Genomic DNA, 16551 nt, shown 5'->3' on the forward strand with positions numbered 1-16551 from the left:
GCCGGACGAATGGGCCGCCCGATGGTGTGCCGGCTCGTCGGCGCGGGACATATCGTGCGGGTCCTGGGTAGATCGGACGAGAAGCGCTCCGCGATAGCGGAATTGGGCGCCGACGCGGTCGGCGACATCGCGGCCGTCTGCGCAGACGCGGAGTTGGTGGTGCTCTGCGTGTTCACCGACGAACAGGTACGGCAGGTCTGCCTGACCGACGGCCTGGCCGGCGCGATGGCGGACACCGGCACGCTGGTGCTGCACACCACCGGAAGCCCGCGCACCGCAGAGGCGATCGCCGCGCGAGGGGTCGACGTCGTGGACGCGCCGGTGAGCGGCGGCCCGCACGACGCGGCCGCCGGTGCGCTGACGCTGTTCGTCGGTGGCTCCGACGACGCGGTGGCGAAGGCACGCCCGGCGTTGTCCTGCTACGGGGATCCGATTCTGCATGTCGGCCCCCTTGGAGCGGGCCAGAAGGTGAAGCTGATCAACAACACCCTGTTCGCGGCGCAGATCGGTCTGCTCGCCAACGCCGTCGACCTGGCCTCTCGACTCGGCGTGACGGAGTCGGCGCTGCTCACCGCCCTTCCACACGGCAGCGCGGCGAGTCGCGTGGTGGACATCGTCGCGGCGGGCGGTTCGGTGGCGTCTTTCATCGAAACCGCAGGCGAATTCGTCGGCAAGGACGTCGCGGTGGTCCGGCAGATCGCCGCTGAACTGGGCAGCGACCTCGGCGGCCTCGACGACATCGTCACGGCGGTAATTCCCGGCGTCGGATAGGGCCTTTTCGACCCGCGACGAAGCGTCTACCGTTAGCGTTACAGTCGAGCATTCCGTCGTAACGGTGTACGCCGCTCACTGGGCGGTCAGGAGGGTGTCATGACCAAGCCAAAGGTCGTCTTCGATCCGTTCTCCGAGGAGTTCTTCACGAACCCCTTCGACATCTATCGACGAATGCGCGAGGACGCCCCGCTGTATTACGACGAGCGGGAGGACTTCTACGCGATCACGCGCCACGAAGACGTGTCGACGGCGCTGAAGGACCACGAGACCTATTCGTCGAGTCGGGGCTGCGACCTGGCGATGGTCCGCAAGGGCATCTCCCCTGACATGCGATCGATCATCTTCATGGATCCGCCGGATCATCGCGCCATGCGCAGCCTGCTCAACAAGGCCTTCACCCCGCGCGCCGTGCAGGCGCAACTCGATGACGTGCACGAGGTGACCGACAAGTACCTGGGTGCGGTCGATCCCGACAACTTCGATGTGGTGCAGGACTTCTCGGGTCCGTTCCCGGTCGAGGTCATCACCCGGATGGCCGGGGTGCCCGAAGAGTATCGCCAGCAGGTGCGGCACTGGATCGACATCAGCCTGAGCCGCGAACCCGGCCAGATCGAGGTCAGCGAAGCCGGCATGCAGGCCAACATCGACACCGCGATGTACTACTTCGGCCTGATCGGGGAACGCCGGGAGACGCCGCAGGACGACATGATCAGCCGGCTGATCGCCGCCGAGATCCCCGGCGAGGACGGCGAGATGCGCCGCCTCGACGACATCGAGATCACCAGCTTCGCCACGCTGCTCGGTGGTGCGGGTGCGGAGACGGTGACCAAGCTGATCGGCAGTGCCGCAGTGCTTTTCGCGCGCAACCCGGGCGAATGGCAGAAGCTGCAAGACGACCGCAGCAAGATTCCGGGCGCCATCGAAGAACTCCTGCGTTACGAGGGTCCGGTGCAGTACAACGTCCGCTGGACGCTCAAGGAAGCGCACACCAGCGGCGGCTCCATACCGGCCGGCAAGCCGGTGTTCGTGATGAACGCCGCGGCCAACCGCGACCCGGACGCGTTCACCGACGCCGACACCTTCGACATCGATCGCGATCAGACCGAGGCACAGCACATGGGTCTGGGGTACGGCATTCACAGCTGCCTCGGCGCCGCGCTGGCCCGGATGGAGAGCCGGATCGCACTGGAGAAACTGCTCGACTTCATGCCCCGCTACGAGGTGAATTGGGATGGCTGCAAGCGAGTGACCATGCAGAACGTCGCGGGCTGGCTGAACGTCCCGGTGAAGGTACTGCGATGAGGTGGGTTGCGTGACAAAGAAGATCGACGTCGACTGGGGTCTGTGCGAGAGCAACGGGGTCTGCATGGGCGTCGCCCCGGACATCTTTCGGCTCGAGGACGACGACACCCTGACCGTCTTGCAGGACGAGGTCACCCCCGACAACGAAGACGTGGTGCTCGACGCCGTCCGGCAGTGCCCCAGGCAGGCCATCGCGATCAACGAATAGCCGCGATACTGACGGCAGGGTCGCGGCTCGGCCAATTCCACAGCCGTGGCTTCTGTTTCGCGGCGACGGCCGAGAGGCCCTACTATTCGAGCATGAAAACGAGAGTGTTGCTCTCAGCGGCAGCCTTGGCCGCTGGTGCCTTTGTGTTTACCGCTCCATCGGCCTCGGCCAGCGACTTCTGTGATTCGCTCGGCAACCCCGCGCAGATCCACGACTGCAATTGCGGCTCCGACAATCACCCGGGCACCCCCGAGTATCAGCAGTGCCTGCACGGGGGCCCTGTGCCCGGTCCGGCCAAGACCGAGCCGGCCCCCTAACGCCTGTCGCGAAACCGACCTCAGGGTCGCGCGTCGGCCAATTCCACAGCCGTGGCCTCTGTTTCGCGGCGGAGGGTGTCAGAACCCGGAAAGTATCACCGCGTTGCAGTCGGCCGCGGCCTGACGCAGTTTGGCCGCCGCCTGATAAGCGTCGGACTCATACCACGCGCGCGCGGCCTCCACCGATTCGAATTCCAGCACGACGGTCTGGTCACCGTGCCAGGTGCCTTCGATCGTCTCGGCCTTCGTGTCGACGGCGAGGATGTTGACACCACCCATCGCAGCGCCGGCGGCCTTGCCGTAGGCCTTCATGCCTTCCGGGTCTTTGATGGCTTCGGTGAGAATGACATAGCCTTTGGGCATAGTCGTTGCCGCTCCTTACCTTTCGCTGATGGCCTGCTCGGGACAGCATTCGATGGCCTCCTGAGCGGCCGATTCCAGATCGGTCGGAACCTCGGAGTCGATCGCCACCGCGTAACCGTCATCGGTCAGGCTGAACACGTCGGAGCACAGGGTCAGGCACATCCCGTGGCCGCGACAACGCTGATCGTCTACCCAAACCTTCATGCCGGCGTGAACTCCAGGTGCAGATCGATGAGCCCACGCAGTATGTAGGTCGGAACATATTGGTAGCGGCGGTCATTCGCCGGCCCGTGATGCTGTTCGCTGATCCGGATGTCGGAGGTCCGGTCGAGCAGTCGCTCCAGCGCCACCCGCGTCTCGGCCCGCGCCAGCGGCGCGCCTGGGCAGCTGTGGATGCCGCGGCCGAACGCAATGTGTTGGCGCGCATTCTTTCTGGCTGGGTCGAACGCGGTGGGGTCCTCGAATCGGCGCGGATCACGGTTGGCCGCGGCCTGCACGATCATCACCGTGCTGCCCGCCGGCAGGTCGACCCCGCCGACGTTGACCGGCCTCCGGTTCATCCGGAAGTCGCCTTTAACAGGGCTCTCGTGGCGCAGCGATTCCTCGATGAAGTTCGGCAGCAGGCTGCGGTCCTTGCGCAACTGGGCCTGGATGTCCGGCCGCTCTCCCAGCGTCTGCAGCGAGGCGCCCAGCAGTCGCACGGTGGTTTCCTGGCCGGCCGAAAAGACGTTCGCCGCAACGCGAGCCACGTCGCCGACGTCCGGTGTTGAACCGTCCGGGTAGGTGGCGGTCGCCAGCCCGGTCAGCACGTCGTCGCGCGGATTCGCGCGGCGGTCGTTGACGTAATCGGAGAACAACCCGTAGAGGAACTCCAGCGGGCTGTGCGCCAGCGACTCCTTGCCGGTGCCGCCGACACCGCCACCGGAGTGTTCGCGGATGCCCTGGACGAACTTGTCCCGGTCCTCCATCGGAACGCCCAGCAGGTCGGCGATCACCAGCAGCGTGAAGGGGCTGGCGAAGCCTTTGATGAACTCGCCGTGACCGGGCGCCAGGAAATCGTCGAGGGCCTGATCGGCCAGATCCCACATGGCGTCTTCGTTCTCCTTGAGACGCTTCGGGGTGATCAGCCGCATCAGCAGCGAGCGGTGGTTGGTGTGCGTCGGCGGATCGAGGGTGGGCAACTGGTCGCTGAAGGGCAGCTCGTCGCGGTGCTGCACGATCAACTCGGTGATGTCGCTGTCGCCCTTGTCCTCGAGGCTCACCGGGAATCCGGGGAACGGCCCGGTCACCGAGTTGCACGACGACCATGTCTCGGCGTCGTTGAGGACGGCGCAGGCCTCCTCCCAGCCGGTCACCATCGTGACGTCGTGATGCTTCTCCTTAGCCACGGGGCACTGTCCACGCAGCGACTCGTAGTAGGGGTAAGGGTCCGCGATGAGGTCCGTGCCACGGAAAAAGTCCAGCTCGGCGGGGTCACTCATGGTCTCGCACCGTTCCAATCTCGATCAGTGAGAATGTGCCTCTCAGAGATGAGTATTAGATTTCCATAGAGCATGGCGCAACGTCAACGCGCCGCTGAGTCGCGTGTCAGCCCGCGGGGATGAGATCGGCCTGGACCGAGGGGCTGGTCGTCACCCGGCTGCGGAACGTCTCGATCGGGCCGATCGGCGCGGCGCCCATCCCGGCGGCCGCGAGGGCCTGCGCCTTGAATGCCAGGGCGGCCGCACTGAGCCGGTGCTCGACGAGCCCGACCGTGGCGTCCAGTTCCACCGGCCAGGTTTGCCCCCACAGCGTGACCTCGGTCGCACCCTGGTCGAGGGCCTGCAGGACCCCCTCGCGGACGCGCGGATCGCAGTCGAACAGGTCGGCCGCCGCGGCGAGGGTCTGCGGTGGCGGGCGGTGACCCACGGTGGCCAGCGCGTACTCGAGATCGAGAATCCGGGCGCCCAGGATCTGCAGCGGGCGCTCGTCGGCGTGGTCGGCGACCAGCACCGTCACGTCCCAACCGGCCATCGTCCGATCGAACAGCCAGCCGCCGGCGAATCGCACGACGTCGGCGACATTTGCGGCGACGACGTCGAGGCGATACCTCACGCCGGGTTCGGCGGTGCCATATCCCGCGCCAACGATTCCGAATACTCCTTGAACACCTCGGTCAGCGGTATCGAGGGATTGATCAGCCATGTCGTCTCCATTCCGGTGATGAAGGCAAGGATCTGCACTGCCTTGACGGTCACGTCCATATCCATGCGGAACTGGCCGGCTCGCTGGCCCTTCCGGATGAGCTCGGTGATGATGTCGATCGCGGCCTGGTAACGGGCGGTGAGCCGGTCGTGCAGCGGAGCCTCCGGGTCGACGTTCTCCGCCAGTAGCACGCTGTAGGTGCCAATCAGTTCCGGCGACCGGTAGTACCGCTCGGCGACGGCGGCGATCTCGGAGATCAGGTCGCCCGCGCGGTCGCCGTGCGCGTCATCGTCGGCATCGCGAATGTCGAGCACCGCGTGCAGCAACTGCTCCTTGGACTCGAAGTGGTGCAGTAGGCCGGCCGGGCTCACGCCGGCCTCGCCGGCGATCTGAGCGAGCGTGGTGTTGCGCCACCCGTTTCGGGTCAGCAACCGCTGCGCGACGGCGAGGATCCGCTGCTTGCGATCCTCGCCCTTGGCCCGCAGCGACTCGTACGGCCGTGTCTCGGGCACCTGACTCCTTTACCGACGTCAACCAACCAACCAACTGAATACACAGTAGGTTGGTTGTAGGCGCTGTGACAAGGGTCTCATCGAGAATTCCGATGTGGTCTTCGCCGAATGCTTGCGTGACCTATATTCGTTTCCTGGGCGTCAATTAAGCGGCACCTAGGCATGTCCGCGGGAGTAATGGGTTCGTCAGGGCTGTCTATTGGCGCGGAGACGTCTCGTCGTCTCGGCGAGGGGGATAAATGAAGAAGATCGTGCTCGGCGCCGCGCTATGCAGCGCCGCGGTGATGTCGGCCGGTGCCGCCAACGCCGACGACGAGGACTTTTTGTTCGGCTCGACCCACGCGCTCGTCCTGGGCTCGACCGGTATCCCGACACCGGACGCCGCCTACATCGCCGGTGCGGAAAACCTGTATCTCGACCCGAGCGGCTACGACGGCACCACCGCGACGACGCTGGCACTGACCACTCCGGAGACCTTCGACTTCACCTCGAGCGTGCCGCAGGGTGAACAAGACCTCATCAACGCCGTTCTCGCCGACTACAGCTCCGGGGCCATGGACTGCAACTCGCTCGGCTTGTGCAACGACCCGTTGACCATTTTCGCCTACTCGCAGAGCAGCCTTGTCGCGGCTTTGGCCGAACAGCAGCTCTCCGCCGACGGAATCCCCAGCGACGCTTTACGTTTCGTGCTGACTGGCGCCGACCCCCTCGTCGTCCCCGACAGCCTGTACCCAACCGAGGTGTTCGACATCTACGGTGACTTCTTCAGCTTTCCCGGCCTACTCGGTACGAATCTGCAAGACATCGAGTACGAATTGCTGCTCCATCTCGCATACCTCTGGACAACACCGGCCGAAATCGACTCGGCCATACCGATTGTCGATGGCATGACAACCATCATGGCCATGCCGACGCTCGGCATCGACGGGCTGCTCGAAGCGCTGTACAACGCGTTCGTCGCGGGGTTTTAGGCGCACGCTAGAAGCCGAGCGACTTGGCGATGACCACCTTCATCACTCAGGTGTGCTGCACGGATAGGTGAAGCTCGTCAGTGGCCGCCGAAATACACGCCCAGCAGCAGGGCGAAGAGCGCAAGAACCCACCCGCTGGTGGTCGCCTTGAGCCACCGGGGTGCGCTGCGCACCTCCATGAACTGCGAGACCACGAGCTGGGCCTTGACCGCCGCGATCAGCAGTACGACCACCGTCACGGTCGCGTTGAGTTGGTGCGCCGCGCCGCCGTCGCGGGCCATCAGCCAGGACACCACGGTGACGCAGGTGAGCAGTGCCCAGACCATCGTCAGCCGGTTGCGAATCAGCGCGGTCATGGTTTACCTCATCGAATAGAGCAGAGCGAACAGGACCAACCACAACACGTCGACCATGTGCCAGTAGGTTGCGCCGGTCTCGATGAACGAAATCTTTGGGGGCCCCGGCGTTTTCAGGTTGCGGATGATGAACGACATGATGACCAGGCCGAGCAGCACGTGGCACAGGTGCATTCCCGTCATCACGAAGTAGTACATGAAGAACAGGTTGGCGCCCGGCGTCACTCCGTCGCTGATTTCCGGGATCCACTCGAACATCTTGAGCAGCGGAAAGGCCAGACCGAACGCGAAGGCGACGCAAAACCGGCGGAGCGCGCCGCCGGAGTCGCCGGCACGGGCCGCCGTGACGCCGAGCACGACGAAGAGCGAACTGGTCAGCAGGACAACGGTATTGACGGCGCCGATGTCGAGGTTCAGTCGGGCCTGGCTGCGCAGGAAGAGGTCGTGATTCACGCCGCGGTAGTACATGTACACGACGAAGTACACGCCGAAGATGATGAGATCGCCGACGACGAAGAACCACATGCTCGCGTCGCCCGGGACATGTCCGCGCGCGGCGGCACCAGGCTGAGGACGCTCGACATCGGTTGCCGGTTCTTCGGCGACGTCAGTCACGCGTCGGCTCCCACGTTGTCGAGTTCGGCCTCGGGCTGGTTCTTGATCGAGCGGAAAATGCAGACGTAGACGATCATCTGCCAGGAGACGTAGAGCGCCATCGCGAACCAGAAGGTCATGATGCCGTTCCACGCGAAGGGCCCGGACTTGGCGACCCACACCGGCGCGGCCATCAGTTCCGTCACGTACTGCCACACCGTGTAGTAGCCCAACCACTTTGGCAGCACATTGTTTTCGTCGAGAATGATCGCCAGCCCGAACGCCATCCACATCACGCAGAAACATCCGAGCGAACCGATGAAGGCCAGGTAGCCGAAGTCGTAGAGCATCGCCAGTACCGCCGGCCGGTACCCCAGTCGGAATGCGCCCAGGCCGAAGCAGAACATCGGAAAGAGCATGCCGACGATGGCGCCGGTGATCGCACCCATCATCATCGAGTAACGGAACGCGGGGCTGACCGACATTCGCTTGATCTGCATCAAGTACACCGCGTTCGACACGGGAGCGAGTCCGTAAGCCAGCGTGAGGATCGTGCACGCGACGAGCAAGTTGTGGGAGTGCATGAAGTCGAGGATCTTCGGCATCGGCGCGCTCGGTGATCGCGGCGGCATCATCCAACTCAGCGGCACGAACACCAGCCCGAACACATTGAAGAAGAACGGCACGGTCCAAAAGGTGATCCACTGGTCGAGTTTCGGACTCCGGCGCCACCGCAGGCGTTGTTCCGCAAGCGGGGCGGGAGCCGTCGTCAGGTCGCTGCTCACGCGAGTGCCACCCGCTCGTCACCCTGGCTCCGCACCGCCCGCAGCAGCACCGCGAACATCACCACGATGTAGACCGCAAAAGTGGTCAGACGCAACGTGAATGACAGGCTGCCGTTCCACGCCAAGGGTCCGGTCTTGTTCAGAATCGAGAACGCACTCGGAGCCAGCAGCGCCACCGTCGCGACATTGAAGTGCGCCACCCAGCGTGGGAACACCGGGTCCGCACGACCGTCGAGGTAGACGCTGAGCGCGAAACAAAGATTCTGAACCATGATTGTGCCCACCGGCGCGATGAAGAAGAACCACGCCATGTCGTTGAGCAGGCTGATGAGCTGGGGGTCGCGGTCGGGTCTGAAAGCGGCCATGCCCCAGCAATAGTCGGCCAGGATGAAGGCTGTGGTGCCGACCCCGACGCAGATGATGTAGGCATAGGTCAGGACCGTGCTGGAGGTCGACACCCGAGAGATCTGCACCGCCGTCACCGCGAACAGTGGCACGAGCGAGCACGCGATCAGGTTGCACAGGATCGACACTCCCAGGATCCCCGTCGTGTTGTGCTGGAAGAAGGCCGCGACCTGCTCGGGAGTCAGCGTCGGCGACAACGGTGGCGAGAACACCGGGAAGAGAAAGTAGGCCAGGACGAACAGCGCCATCGCCGGCGGCGCGGTCCACAGCAGGATGCGCTGACCTCGAGTGTTCATCGCATCAGGTCTAGCACGTTCGCTGACAGATGACAACGAAATCTGCCGCTTCTCTCGGCTTCGCTCCAGACGGTCGTGACCGACGATGGCCTCAATCTGCCATTTCCGTAGCCGATTCAACCCGATCGTGGCCAGCCGTAATCTTCAATCCCACCGGATATGAATGACACCTGTCGGCGAGTGGGTCGAGTACTGCACAATGGACGGGTGCCGAATGTGGTGACCAGTCGCGAGGCCCAGCGCCGCCAAACACGGGCGCGGGTGCTCGATGCGGCGATCGTGGAGTTCCAACGGGTCGGCACCAGCGCCGCCGACATCAACGCGATCGTTGCGGCCGCCGGGGTGGCGCGCAGCACCTTTTACTTCCATTTTCCAACCAAAGAACACGTGTTGCTGGAGTTGATCGCCCGCGACGAGGACTTCTTGGCCGAGAAGCTGAGCCGGTTTCTGGATTCCCGTCGCGAACTGGGAGCGGTCCTCGAGGAGATCATTCGGCTGGTTGTCGCTCTTGAAAAACAATGGGGTGCAGCACTTTTCCGCGACGTGATCAGCCTCTATTTCTCGCCGATGCGCCGTGAGGACGAAAAATGGTCCAGACATCCCACCTTCGTCCTGCTCGCGGCAGAGATCGAACGCTCACGCGTGCGCGGCGACCTCTACGACGATGTCGACGCGTACCACAGCGCCGCGTTCTTTCTCGTAGGTGTGTACGCACTGCTGAACAGCGCGCTGGAAACCGGCGCCGGACGCGACGAAGTGATGGCGAAATTCGTGAAGAGCACGCTACGCAGCATGCAGCGCTGACCGATCACGATCTGTGCGCTGCGCCTGCCTCCAGCACTCGGTAGCGGCGCACACTGAATCTCCACGCGCCGTCGACGCGTCGCAGTTCGTCGTCGTACGCGCCGACAAGCTGATGGGTGGCGCTATCGCGGAATCGCAACGTCTCCAGGCAGTACGATCGCGCCGTCGCGGCCGCACCGTCCACCTCAATGGCGCCAACTTGCGTAATGAACACCATCTGCGACAACACTTTCCAGATTCCGTGCCAATGCGCGCGCAGCGCTTCGATGCCCTGGCACTCGCCGCCTTCGCCGAGGCGGGTGCCGTCGTCAGTCCAGCAGGCCAGGTAGTCGTCGAGATCTTGACGGGTGACCGCATCGCTGTAGGCATCGAAGCGTTCGCGGATGCCGAGGCGATCTTCGACCGGGCCGCTGAACACAGTCCGCTCCTACAGCCCGAGTGACTTCGCGATGATCACCTTCATCACTTCGCTGGTGCCGGCGTAGATGCGTGCCACCCTGGCGTCGGTGTACAGCCGGGCGATCGGATACTCCATCATGTAGCCGTAGCCGCCGAACAGCTGCAGGCAGCGATCCACCACCCTGGCCTGCATCTCGGTGCAGAACAACTTCACCCGGGCGGCGTCGGCGGCCGACAACTCACCCTCGACGTGTAACGCGACGGCGCGATCCAGCATCGCCTGACCGGCTTCCACTTCGGTTGAGCACGCGGCCATTTCGAACTTGGTGTTCTGGAACGATGCGACCGGTTGGCCGAATGCCTTGCGGTCCTTGGTGTAATCGATCGCCGCGGCAATTGCCGAGCGGGCCTGCGCCACCGATCCCACCGCGACGGTGAGCCGCTCCTGCGGCAGGTTGTGCCCCAGATAGCCGAACGCCTCGCCCTCCTCGCCCAGCACGTTCTCGGCGGGAACCCGTACGTCGACGAAGGAGAGTTCCGCGGTGTCCTGCACCTTGCAGCCCATCTTCTCCAGTTCGCGGCCGCGGGTGAAGCCCGCCATTCCGTCCTCGACGACGAACAGCGTCAGGCCTTTACGCCGATTGTCGGGGTCGGTCGCCGTGCGGGCCACCACGATGACCAGATCGGCCTGCATCCCGCCGGTGATGAATGTCTTGGCGCCGTTGATGATCCACTGGTCGCCGTCCCGGACGGCGTTGGTCCGCATACCGGCCAGGTCCGACCCGGTGCCCGGCTCGGTCATCGCGACCGCCGTCAGCAGTGTGCCGTCGGCGAGACCCGGGAACCAGCGCTTGCGTTGCTCCTCGTTCGCGTAGTGCAGGAAGTACGGCAGGATCACCTCGAGTTGGGTCCGGACCGTCGACAGCGTCACCAGGGCTTTGGCGGCCTCCTCCTGCAGGACGACGTTGTAGCGGTAGTCGGGCATTCCGCCGCCGCCGTGCTCTTCGGGAATCGCCATCCCGAGCATCCCGAGCGCGCCCATCTTCTTGAAGACGTCGCGTGGCATCCGCCCGCCCTTCTCCCACTCGGGATAGGCGGGCACGACCTCCTTCTCGATGAAGTCGCGAGCCAGTTCGCGAAACGCCTCGTGGTCCTCGGTGAAGAGATCTCTACGCATGAGTCTTCCTGTCAGGCAGCAAGTTCGACGATGGTGGCATTGGCGGTGCCGCCGCCCTCGCACATGGTCTGTAATCCGTAGCGGATTCCGTTGTCGCGCATGTGATGCGCCAGGCGGGTCATCAGCACTGCGCCCGACGCACCCAGTGGGTGGCCGAGCGCGATGGCGCCGCCGAGCGGGTTCATCGCCTTGGGGTCCGCGCCCGTTTCGGCGAGCCACGCCAACGGAACCGGTGCGAACGCCTCGTTGACTTCGAAAGCACCGATCTCGGAGATCGACACACCGGCTTTGGCCAGCACCTTCTGAGTCGCGGGGATCGGTCCGGTCAGCATCAGGATCGGGTCCGAGCCGGTGACCGCGCCGGCCGTGTAGCGCACCAACGGAGTCAGTCCGAGCTCCACCGCAATGTCGGAGGTCGTGATCAGCAAAGCCGCTGCGCCATCTGAGATTTGCGACGAATTGCCGGCATGGATCACACCCGCCTCGTCGAACGCGGGCTTGAGACCGGCCAGCTTCTCCACCGACGTTCCGCGCCGGATTCCTTCGTCCTGGGTGACGGCGGTGTCGTCGACGAAGACCGGGGCGATCTGTCCGGTGAACGCGCCGTTGTCCTGCGCGGCGGCGGCGCGTTCGTGCGACAGGGCTGAGTATTCGTCGAGCTGGGTGCGGGACAGTTCCCACTTCTTGGCGATCATCTCGGCCGAGATGCCCTGGTTGAACGAGAAATCATCATAGCGGGCAAGCACTTTGGGGCCATACGGCTGCCCGGTGGCCCGAGCCGAGCCGAGCGGCACCCGACTCATCACCTCCACGCCACCGGCCACCACGATGTCCTGTTGACCTGACATCACGGCCTGGGCGGCGAAATCAAGAGCCTGCTGACTGGATCCGCACGCCCGGTTGATCGTCGTTCCCGGAATGTGCTCGGGCCATCCGGCCGCCAGCACAGCCCACCGGCCGATGTTGCTGGATTGGTCGCCGACCTGCGAAACGCAGCCCCACACCACATCGTCGACGAGGTTCGGGTTGATCCCGGTGCGCTCCACGAGTTCGTTGAGGACGACCGCTGACAAGTCGGCGGCGTGCATGGCCGACAGGCCGCCGTTGCGTTTGCCGACGGGGGTCCGGACCGCCTCGACGATGACTGTTTCACGCATCCTTCTGCTCCGATCTCTTGACCGCCCACTGACCCGTGAACGATGCGTCACGTTTCTCCGCAAAGGCCGCATACGCCTCGGCTGAGTCGACTGTCGCGAAGTTACCGACCTGCGCGCGGGCCTCGTTGGCCAGGGCGTCACGCAGGGTCCGGTCGGCGCCCTCGTTCAATAGTTTCTTGCTGTACGCCAACGCAATCGGCGGGCCCGCGGCCAACCGGTCGGCGATGCCGTCGACGAAGGCGTCGATCTCGTCGGCGGCAACTGTCCAGGTGACGAGCCCGAGGGCGTGCGCCTCGGCGGCGTCGATGGTCTCGGCCAGTAGCACCAGCCGCTTGGCCTGTTGCAGACCCGCGATTTTCGGCAGCAGCCATGAGCCGCCGAGGTCCACCGATAGCCCGCGCTTGGAGAAGATCTGCGAGAAGGTCGATTCCGGGGTGGCGGCCACCAGATCGCAGCCCAGCGCGAGGTTCCAGCCCGCGCCGACGGCCACGCCGTTGACCTTCGCGATGGTCGGCTTCGACAGCTCGTGCAAGGCCAGCGCGACGTCGGTCAGGCGTTGCAGCTTCTGGACGGGGTGGCTGTCGTCGGGCGTTCCGATGTCCGCACCGGAGCAGAAGGCCCCCGCGGCGCCGGTCAGCACCACCGCCCGCACCTGGGCATCCTTGTCGGCGTCAATCAACGCCTGCGCCAACGTGATCCAGAGCTCGCGGTTGATCGCGTTCTTGCGGTGCGGCCGGTTCAGCGTGAGCGTCCGGACGCCGTCACGGTCGCTGCACAGCAGTACGGGCTGGTCAGTCAACGGAGTACGCCGGTCCGATGGCGCCCTGTTCTCGCAGACCGTCGATGTCGGCGATGCCGAATTCGGTGAGCACCGCATCCGTGTGCTGCCCCAGTCCCGGCACCGCGCCCATCGGCACCGCGTACTCGGCGATGACGGGCGGCGGCAGCAGCGCCTGGATGGGCCCGGCCGGTGTCTCGACCTGCCGCCAGCGATCGCGGGCCTTGAGTTGCGGATGCACCACGACTTCGCTCGGGACGTTGTACCGCGAATTACCGATGTTGGCCGCATCCGCCGTCTTCTGGATGTGATCGAGGTCGTGCCGGGCGCACCACGCGCCGATGGCCTCGTCCAGAATTGCGCGGTGCGCACACCGGCCCGAGTTGCGGGCCAGCCTCGGGTCGTCGGCCAGATCCTCACGCTGGATGATCTGCCGGGAAAGCCGTTGCCATTCAGCATCATTCGTGGTCCCCAGCACGACCGTGTGACCGTCCGCGGTGGGATAGGAGCCGTAGGGCGCCACAGCGGGCGAGCCCACGCCCAGCGGTTGCTGGTCGATGCCCGAGTGCTGGGTGTAGGTCAGCGGGTAGCCCATGTACTCCATCATGGTGTCGAAGAGGCTGAGCCCGACTGTGTTGCCATGCGGCGCCGGTGTCGACTGGGCGTCGCGCGAGTACAGCAGCGCCACGATCGACAGCGCCGAGTACAACCCGGTGCTGATGTCGGCCATCGGCGGACCCGGCTTGGCCGGCATGTCCGGGTAGCCGGTGATCGCGCAGGCGCCGGACTCGGCCTGCACCAGCAGGTCGTAGGCGCGCTTGTGCGACAACGGCCCTCCCGGTCCGTAACCGTCGATCTCGACCGCGACGACGTTCGGGTGCCGCTGCTTCATCTCGGCGGCCCCGATGCCGATGCGCGACGCCGCACCCGGCGCGAGATTGGACACCAGCACGTCGGCGCGATCGAGCAACTGGTGCAGGATGGCGCGGCCGGATTCGGTTTTCAGGTCGAGTGTCACCGACTCCTTGCCGCGGTTCGCCCAGACAAAGTGCGCGGCAAGGCCGTTGACGACCTCGTCGTAGTAGCGGGCGAAATCGCCGCCCTTGGGGTTTTCGACCTTGATAACCCGGGCGCCGAAATCGGCGAGCACCCGCGTGCACATCGGCGCAGAGACCGCCTGCTCGAGAGCCACCACCGTGATGCCCGTCAGGGGCCGGCGTGGCATCACATCACCATGCCGCCGTCCACCGGCAACACCTGACCGGTGATGTAGGAGGCGGCGTCGGAGGCGAGGAACACGAAGGCGCCGGCGACCTCCTCGGGTTCGGCCCAGCGCCTCAGCGGAATGCGGTTCATCATGTTGGCCGCGAACTTCTCGTTGGTGCGGATGGTCTCGGTCATCTTCGTAGCGGCAAGCGGCGCAAGGGCATTGACGAGAATATTGTTGCGCGCCTGCTCGCGGGCCAAGGACTTGGTGAAGCCGATGATGCTGGCCTTGGCCGCCGAGTAGTTCACCTGGCCCAGCGTGCCGGTGATGCCGGCCGAGGAGACGACGTTGATGATGCGGCCCTTGCCGTCGGTGGGCAAGAATTTCAGCGCGGCCTGCGCGCAGTGCACCGCGCCCATCAAGTGGATGTCGAGCACCTTGTAGAAGCTGTCGTCGGTGAGGTCGGCGAACATTCCGGGCGCGGTCACTCCGGCGTTGTTGATCAGGATGTTCAGCACGCCGCCCGACAGCCCGGCGGCCTGCGCCGCGGCGGCTTCGGCGGCCGATCGGTCACGGACGTCGAGGACGGTGCTTTCGGCTGTGCCGCCACTGGTGCGAATGCGTTCGGCCACAGCCGAAGCGGCGTTTGCGTCGACGTCGCTGACGAGGACCGCTGCACCCGCCGCGCCCAAGGCCTCGGCGACCGCCGCACCGATTCCGGTACCCGACCCGGTGACCAATGCTGAACGGCCGGTGAGGTCGAACAGTGCTGGCATCAGTAGCTCCTCGGCAATCCGAGCACGTGCTCGCCGAGGAAGTTGAGAATCATCTCCTGGCTGACGGGCGCGATCTTCATCAGGCGCGACTCGCGGAAGTAGCGCGAGACGTGGTACTCCTCGGAATAACCCATCCCGCCGTGCAGCTGCAGGGCCCGGTCGGCTGCGCCGAATCCAGCATCGGCGCACAGGTACTTGGCGGTATTCGCTTCGCGCCCACAGGGTTTCCCGTTGTCATAAAGCCAGGTGGCCTTGCGTAGCACCAGTTCCGCGGCGTCCAGGCGCGCCAGCGAGTCGGCCAACGGGAACTGCAGGCCCTGGTTCATCCCGATCGGGCGATTGAACACCACGCGCTCGTTGCCGTACTTGACGGCCTTTTCCAGCGCCACTCGACCGATGCCCAGGGCTTCGGCGGCGATCAGCATCCGTTCCGGGTTGAGGCCGTCGAGGATGTACTTGAAGCCCTTGCCCTCATCGCCGACGCGATCCTCGACCGGAACGATCAGGTCGTCGATGAACACCTCGTTGGAGCTGACGGCGTTGCGGCCCATCTTCTTGATCGGCCGGATGTCGACATGGTCGCGATCGAGGTCGGTGAGGAACAACGTCATGCCGTCGGTCTTCTTGGCGCCGCGCTTCTCCAGGTCGGCCGGCGTCTCGGTGCGGGTCAGCAGCAGGATCTTCTCGGACTCCAGCGCCTTGGAGATCCAGACCTTGCGGCCGTTGATCCGGTAGTTGTCGCCCTCGCGTTTGGCGAACGTCGTGATGCGCGAGGTGTCCAGTCCCGCGCCGGGTTCGGTGACTCCGAAGCACACATGCAGATCGCCGTTGACGATGCGCGGCAACGTCCTGGCCTTCAGCTCGTCGGAACCGTGCTTGACGACGGGCTGCATGCCGAAGATCGTCAGGTGAATGGCGCTGGCGCCGTTCATCGCGGCACCGGAGCGTGACACCTCTTCGAGCAGCAGCGTGGCCTCGGTGATGCCGAGGCCGTGGCCGCCGTATTCCTCGGGGATGGTCATGCCGAGCCAGCCACCAGAGGCGATCGCGTCGTAGAACTCCTGTGGGAACTCGTGCGCGAGGTCTTTTTCCATCCAGTACTGGTCGTCGAATTTCGACGCCAGCTCGGCGACCGACTTGCGGATCAGCTCCTGGTCATCGGTCAGCTCGAAGCTCATCCCACCGC

Annotated in this window: 22 protein-coding genes; 6 read left to right on the plus strand and 16 right to left on the minus strand. The window is 65.0% G+C overall.

Annotated features, from left to right (window positions below):
* Positions 1-21 precede the first annotated feature (21 nt).
* From PT015_RS14040 to PT015_RS14055, 4 genes are all read left to right on the plus strand, one after another.
* On the plus strand, positions 22-771 hold the full coding sequence (locus PT015_RS14040; RefSeq protein WP_285191114.1) for an NAD(P)-dependent oxidoreductase: 750 nt from the start codon (positions 22-24) through the stop codon (positions 769-771).
* Between the two features lie 99 nt (positions 772-870).
* Positions 871-2076: a cytochrome P450 gene (locus PT015_RS14045; RefSeq protein WP_285185243.1), complete on the plus strand. Its 1206-nt coding sequence runs from the start codon at positions 871-873 to the stop codon at positions 2074-2076.
* 10 nt (positions 2077-2086) lie between these two features.
* Positions 2087-2284, plus strand: a complete 198-nt coding sequence (locus PT015_RS14050) for a ferredoxin (protein WP_285185244.1) — start codon at positions 2087-2089, stop codon at positions 2282-2284.
* A 92-nt stretch (positions 2285-2376) separates the two neighbouring features.
* Positions 2377-2601, plus strand: coding sequence for a hypothetical protein (locus PT015_RS14055; RefSeq protein ID WP_285185245.1), 225 nt, complete (start codon positions 2377-2379; stop codon positions 2599-2601).
* Positions 2602-2679: 78 nt separating this feature from the next.
* Here PT015_RS14055 and PT015_RS14060 read toward each other — a convergent pair whose 3' ends face one another.
* From PT015_RS14060 to PT015_RS14080, 5 genes are all read right to left on the minus strand, one after another.
* Complete coding sequence (locus tag PT015_RS14060) at positions 2680-2964, minus strand: DUF1330 domain-containing protein (protein ID WP_285185246.1); 285 nt, start codon at positions 2962-2964, stop codon at positions 2680-2682.
* A gap of 15 nt (positions 2965-2979) precedes the next feature.
* Positions 2980-3168: a ferredoxin gene (locus PT015_RS14065; RefSeq protein ID WP_285185247.1), complete on the minus strand. Its 189-nt coding sequence runs from the start codon at positions 3166-3168 to the stop codon at positions 2980-2982.
* Complete coding sequence (locus tag PT015_RS14070; RefSeq protein WP_285185248.1) at positions 3165-4445, minus strand: cytochrome P450; 1281 nt, start codon at positions 4443-4445, stop codon at positions 3165-3167. Before PT015_RS14070 ends, PT015_RS14065 begins: the two co-directional genes overlap by 4 nt.
* 106 nt (positions 4446-4551) lie before the next feature.
* Positions 4552-5058, minus strand: coding sequence for a hypothetical protein (locus PT015_RS14075; RefSeq protein ID WP_285185249.1), 507 nt, complete (start codon positions 5056-5058; stop codon positions 4552-4554).
* Positions 5055-5660 carry a TetR/AcrR family transcriptional regulator gene (locus tag PT015_RS14080; RefSeq protein WP_285185250.1) on the minus strand — a complete coding sequence of 202 codons (606 nt, stop codon included), beginning with the start codon at positions 5658-5660 and terminating at the stop codon, positions 5055-5057. Before PT015_RS14080 ends, PT015_RS14075 begins: the two co-directional genes overlap by 4 nt.
* 239 nt (positions 5661-5899) lie before the next feature.
* Here PT015_RS14080 and PT015_RS14085 point away from each other — a divergent pair, with 239 nt between their 5' ends.
* Positions 5900-6631 (plus strand): PE-PPE domain-containing protein, encoded by a 732-nt coding sequence (locus tag PT015_RS14085; protein ID WP_285185251.1) that lies wholly within the window; start codon positions 5900-5902, stop codon positions 6629-6631.
* 77 nt (positions 6632-6708) lie between these two features.
* Here the strand turns inward: PT015_RS14085 and PT015_RS14090 are convergent, their stop codons facing one another.
* From PT015_RS14090 to PT015_RS14105, 4 genes are read right to left on the minus strand one after another with little or no spacing between them, the layout of a single operon-like run.
* Entirely contained in the window at positions 6709-6987 is a 279-nt protein-coding gene (locus PT015_RS14090; RefSeq protein ID WP_285185253.1) for a cytochrome C oxidase subunit IV family protein, read from the minus strand.
* 3 nt (positions 6988-6990) lie between these two features.
* Positions 6991-7602, minus strand: coding sequence for a cytochrome c oxidase subunit 3 family protein (locus PT015_RS14095; protein WP_285185254.1), 612 nt, complete (start codon positions 7600-7602; stop codon positions 6991-6993).
* A complete protein-coding gene (locus tag PT015_RS14100) occupies positions 7599-8366 on the minus strand; it encodes a hypothetical protein (RefSeq protein WP_285185255.1) in 768 nt (255 codons plus the stop codon). The genes PT015_RS14095 and PT015_RS14100 overlap by 4 nt, the downstream gene beginning before the upstream one ends.
* Positions 8363-9067, minus strand: coding sequence for a hypothetical protein (locus tag PT015_RS14105; RefSeq protein ID WP_285185256.1), 705 nt, complete (start codon positions 9065-9067; stop codon positions 8363-8365). The genes PT015_RS14100 and PT015_RS14105 overlap by 4 nt, the downstream gene beginning before the upstream one ends.
* Positions 9068-9274: 207 nt before the next feature.
* Here PT015_RS14105 and PT015_RS14110 point away from each other — a divergent pair, with 207 nt between their 5' ends.
* Entirely contained in the window at positions 9275-9871 is a 597-nt protein-coding gene (locus tag PT015_RS14110) for a TetR/AcrR family transcriptional regulator (protein WP_285185257.1), read from the plus strand.
* 4 nt (positions 9872-9875) lie between these two features.
* On the opposite strand, the gene PT015_RS14115 is transcribed toward PT015_RS14110, so the two are convergent.
* From PT015_RS14115 to PT015_RS14145, 7 genes are read right to left on the minus strand one after another with little or no spacing between them, the layout of a single operon-like run.
* Positions 9876-10289, minus strand: coding sequence for a nuclear transport factor 2 family protein (locus tag PT015_RS14115; RefSeq protein WP_285185258.1), 414 nt, complete (start codon positions 10287-10289; stop codon positions 9876-9878).
* A gap of 9 nt (positions 10290-10298) precedes the next feature.
* Positions 10299-11447 (minus strand): acyl-CoA dehydrogenase family protein, encoded by a 1149-nt coding sequence (locus tag PT015_RS14120; protein WP_285185259.1) that lies wholly within the window; start codon positions 11445-11447, stop codon positions 10299-10301.
* Between the two features lie 11 nt (positions 11448-11458).
* Positions 11459-12604, minus strand: a complete 1146-nt coding sequence (locus tag PT015_RS14125) for a thiolase family protein (RefSeq protein ID WP_285185260.1) — start codon at positions 12602-12604, stop codon at positions 11459-11461.
* Entirely contained in the window at positions 12597-13403 is an 807-nt protein-coding gene (locus PT015_RS14130) for an enoyl-CoA hydratase/isomerase family protein (protein ID WP_285185261.1), read from the minus strand. The genes PT015_RS14125 and PT015_RS14130 overlap by 8 nt, the downstream gene beginning before the upstream one ends.
* The gene (locus PT015_RS14135) at positions 13396-14607 is read right to left on the minus strand and encodes a CaiB/BaiF CoA transferase family protein (RefSeq protein ID WP_285185262.1); all 1212 of its coding nucleotides are present in this window, start codon (positions 14605-14607) and stop codon (positions 13396-13398) included. Before PT015_RS14135 ends, PT015_RS14130 begins: the two co-directional genes overlap by 8 nt.
* Entirely contained in the window at positions 14607-15365 is a 759-nt protein-coding gene (locus PT015_RS14140) for an SDR family NAD(P)-dependent oxidoreductase (protein ID WP_285185263.1), read from the minus strand. Before PT015_RS14140 ends, PT015_RS14135 begins: the two co-directional genes overlap by 1 nt.
* Positions 15365-16543: an acyl-CoA dehydrogenase family protein gene (locus PT015_RS14145; RefSeq protein ID WP_285191115.1), complete on the minus strand. Its 1179-nt coding sequence runs from the start codon at positions 16541-16543 to the stop codon at positions 15365-15367. The genes PT015_RS14140 and PT015_RS14145 overlap by 1 nt, the downstream gene beginning before the upstream one ends.
* Positions 16544-16551 lie beyond the last annotated feature (8 nt).

The sequence above is a fragment of the Candidatus Mycobacterium wuenschmannii genome, assembly GCF_030252325.1.
GTDB classification, from domain to species: Bacteria; Actinomycetota; Actinomycetes; order Mycobacteriales; family Mycobacteriaceae; genus Mycobacterium; species Mycobacterium wuenschmannii.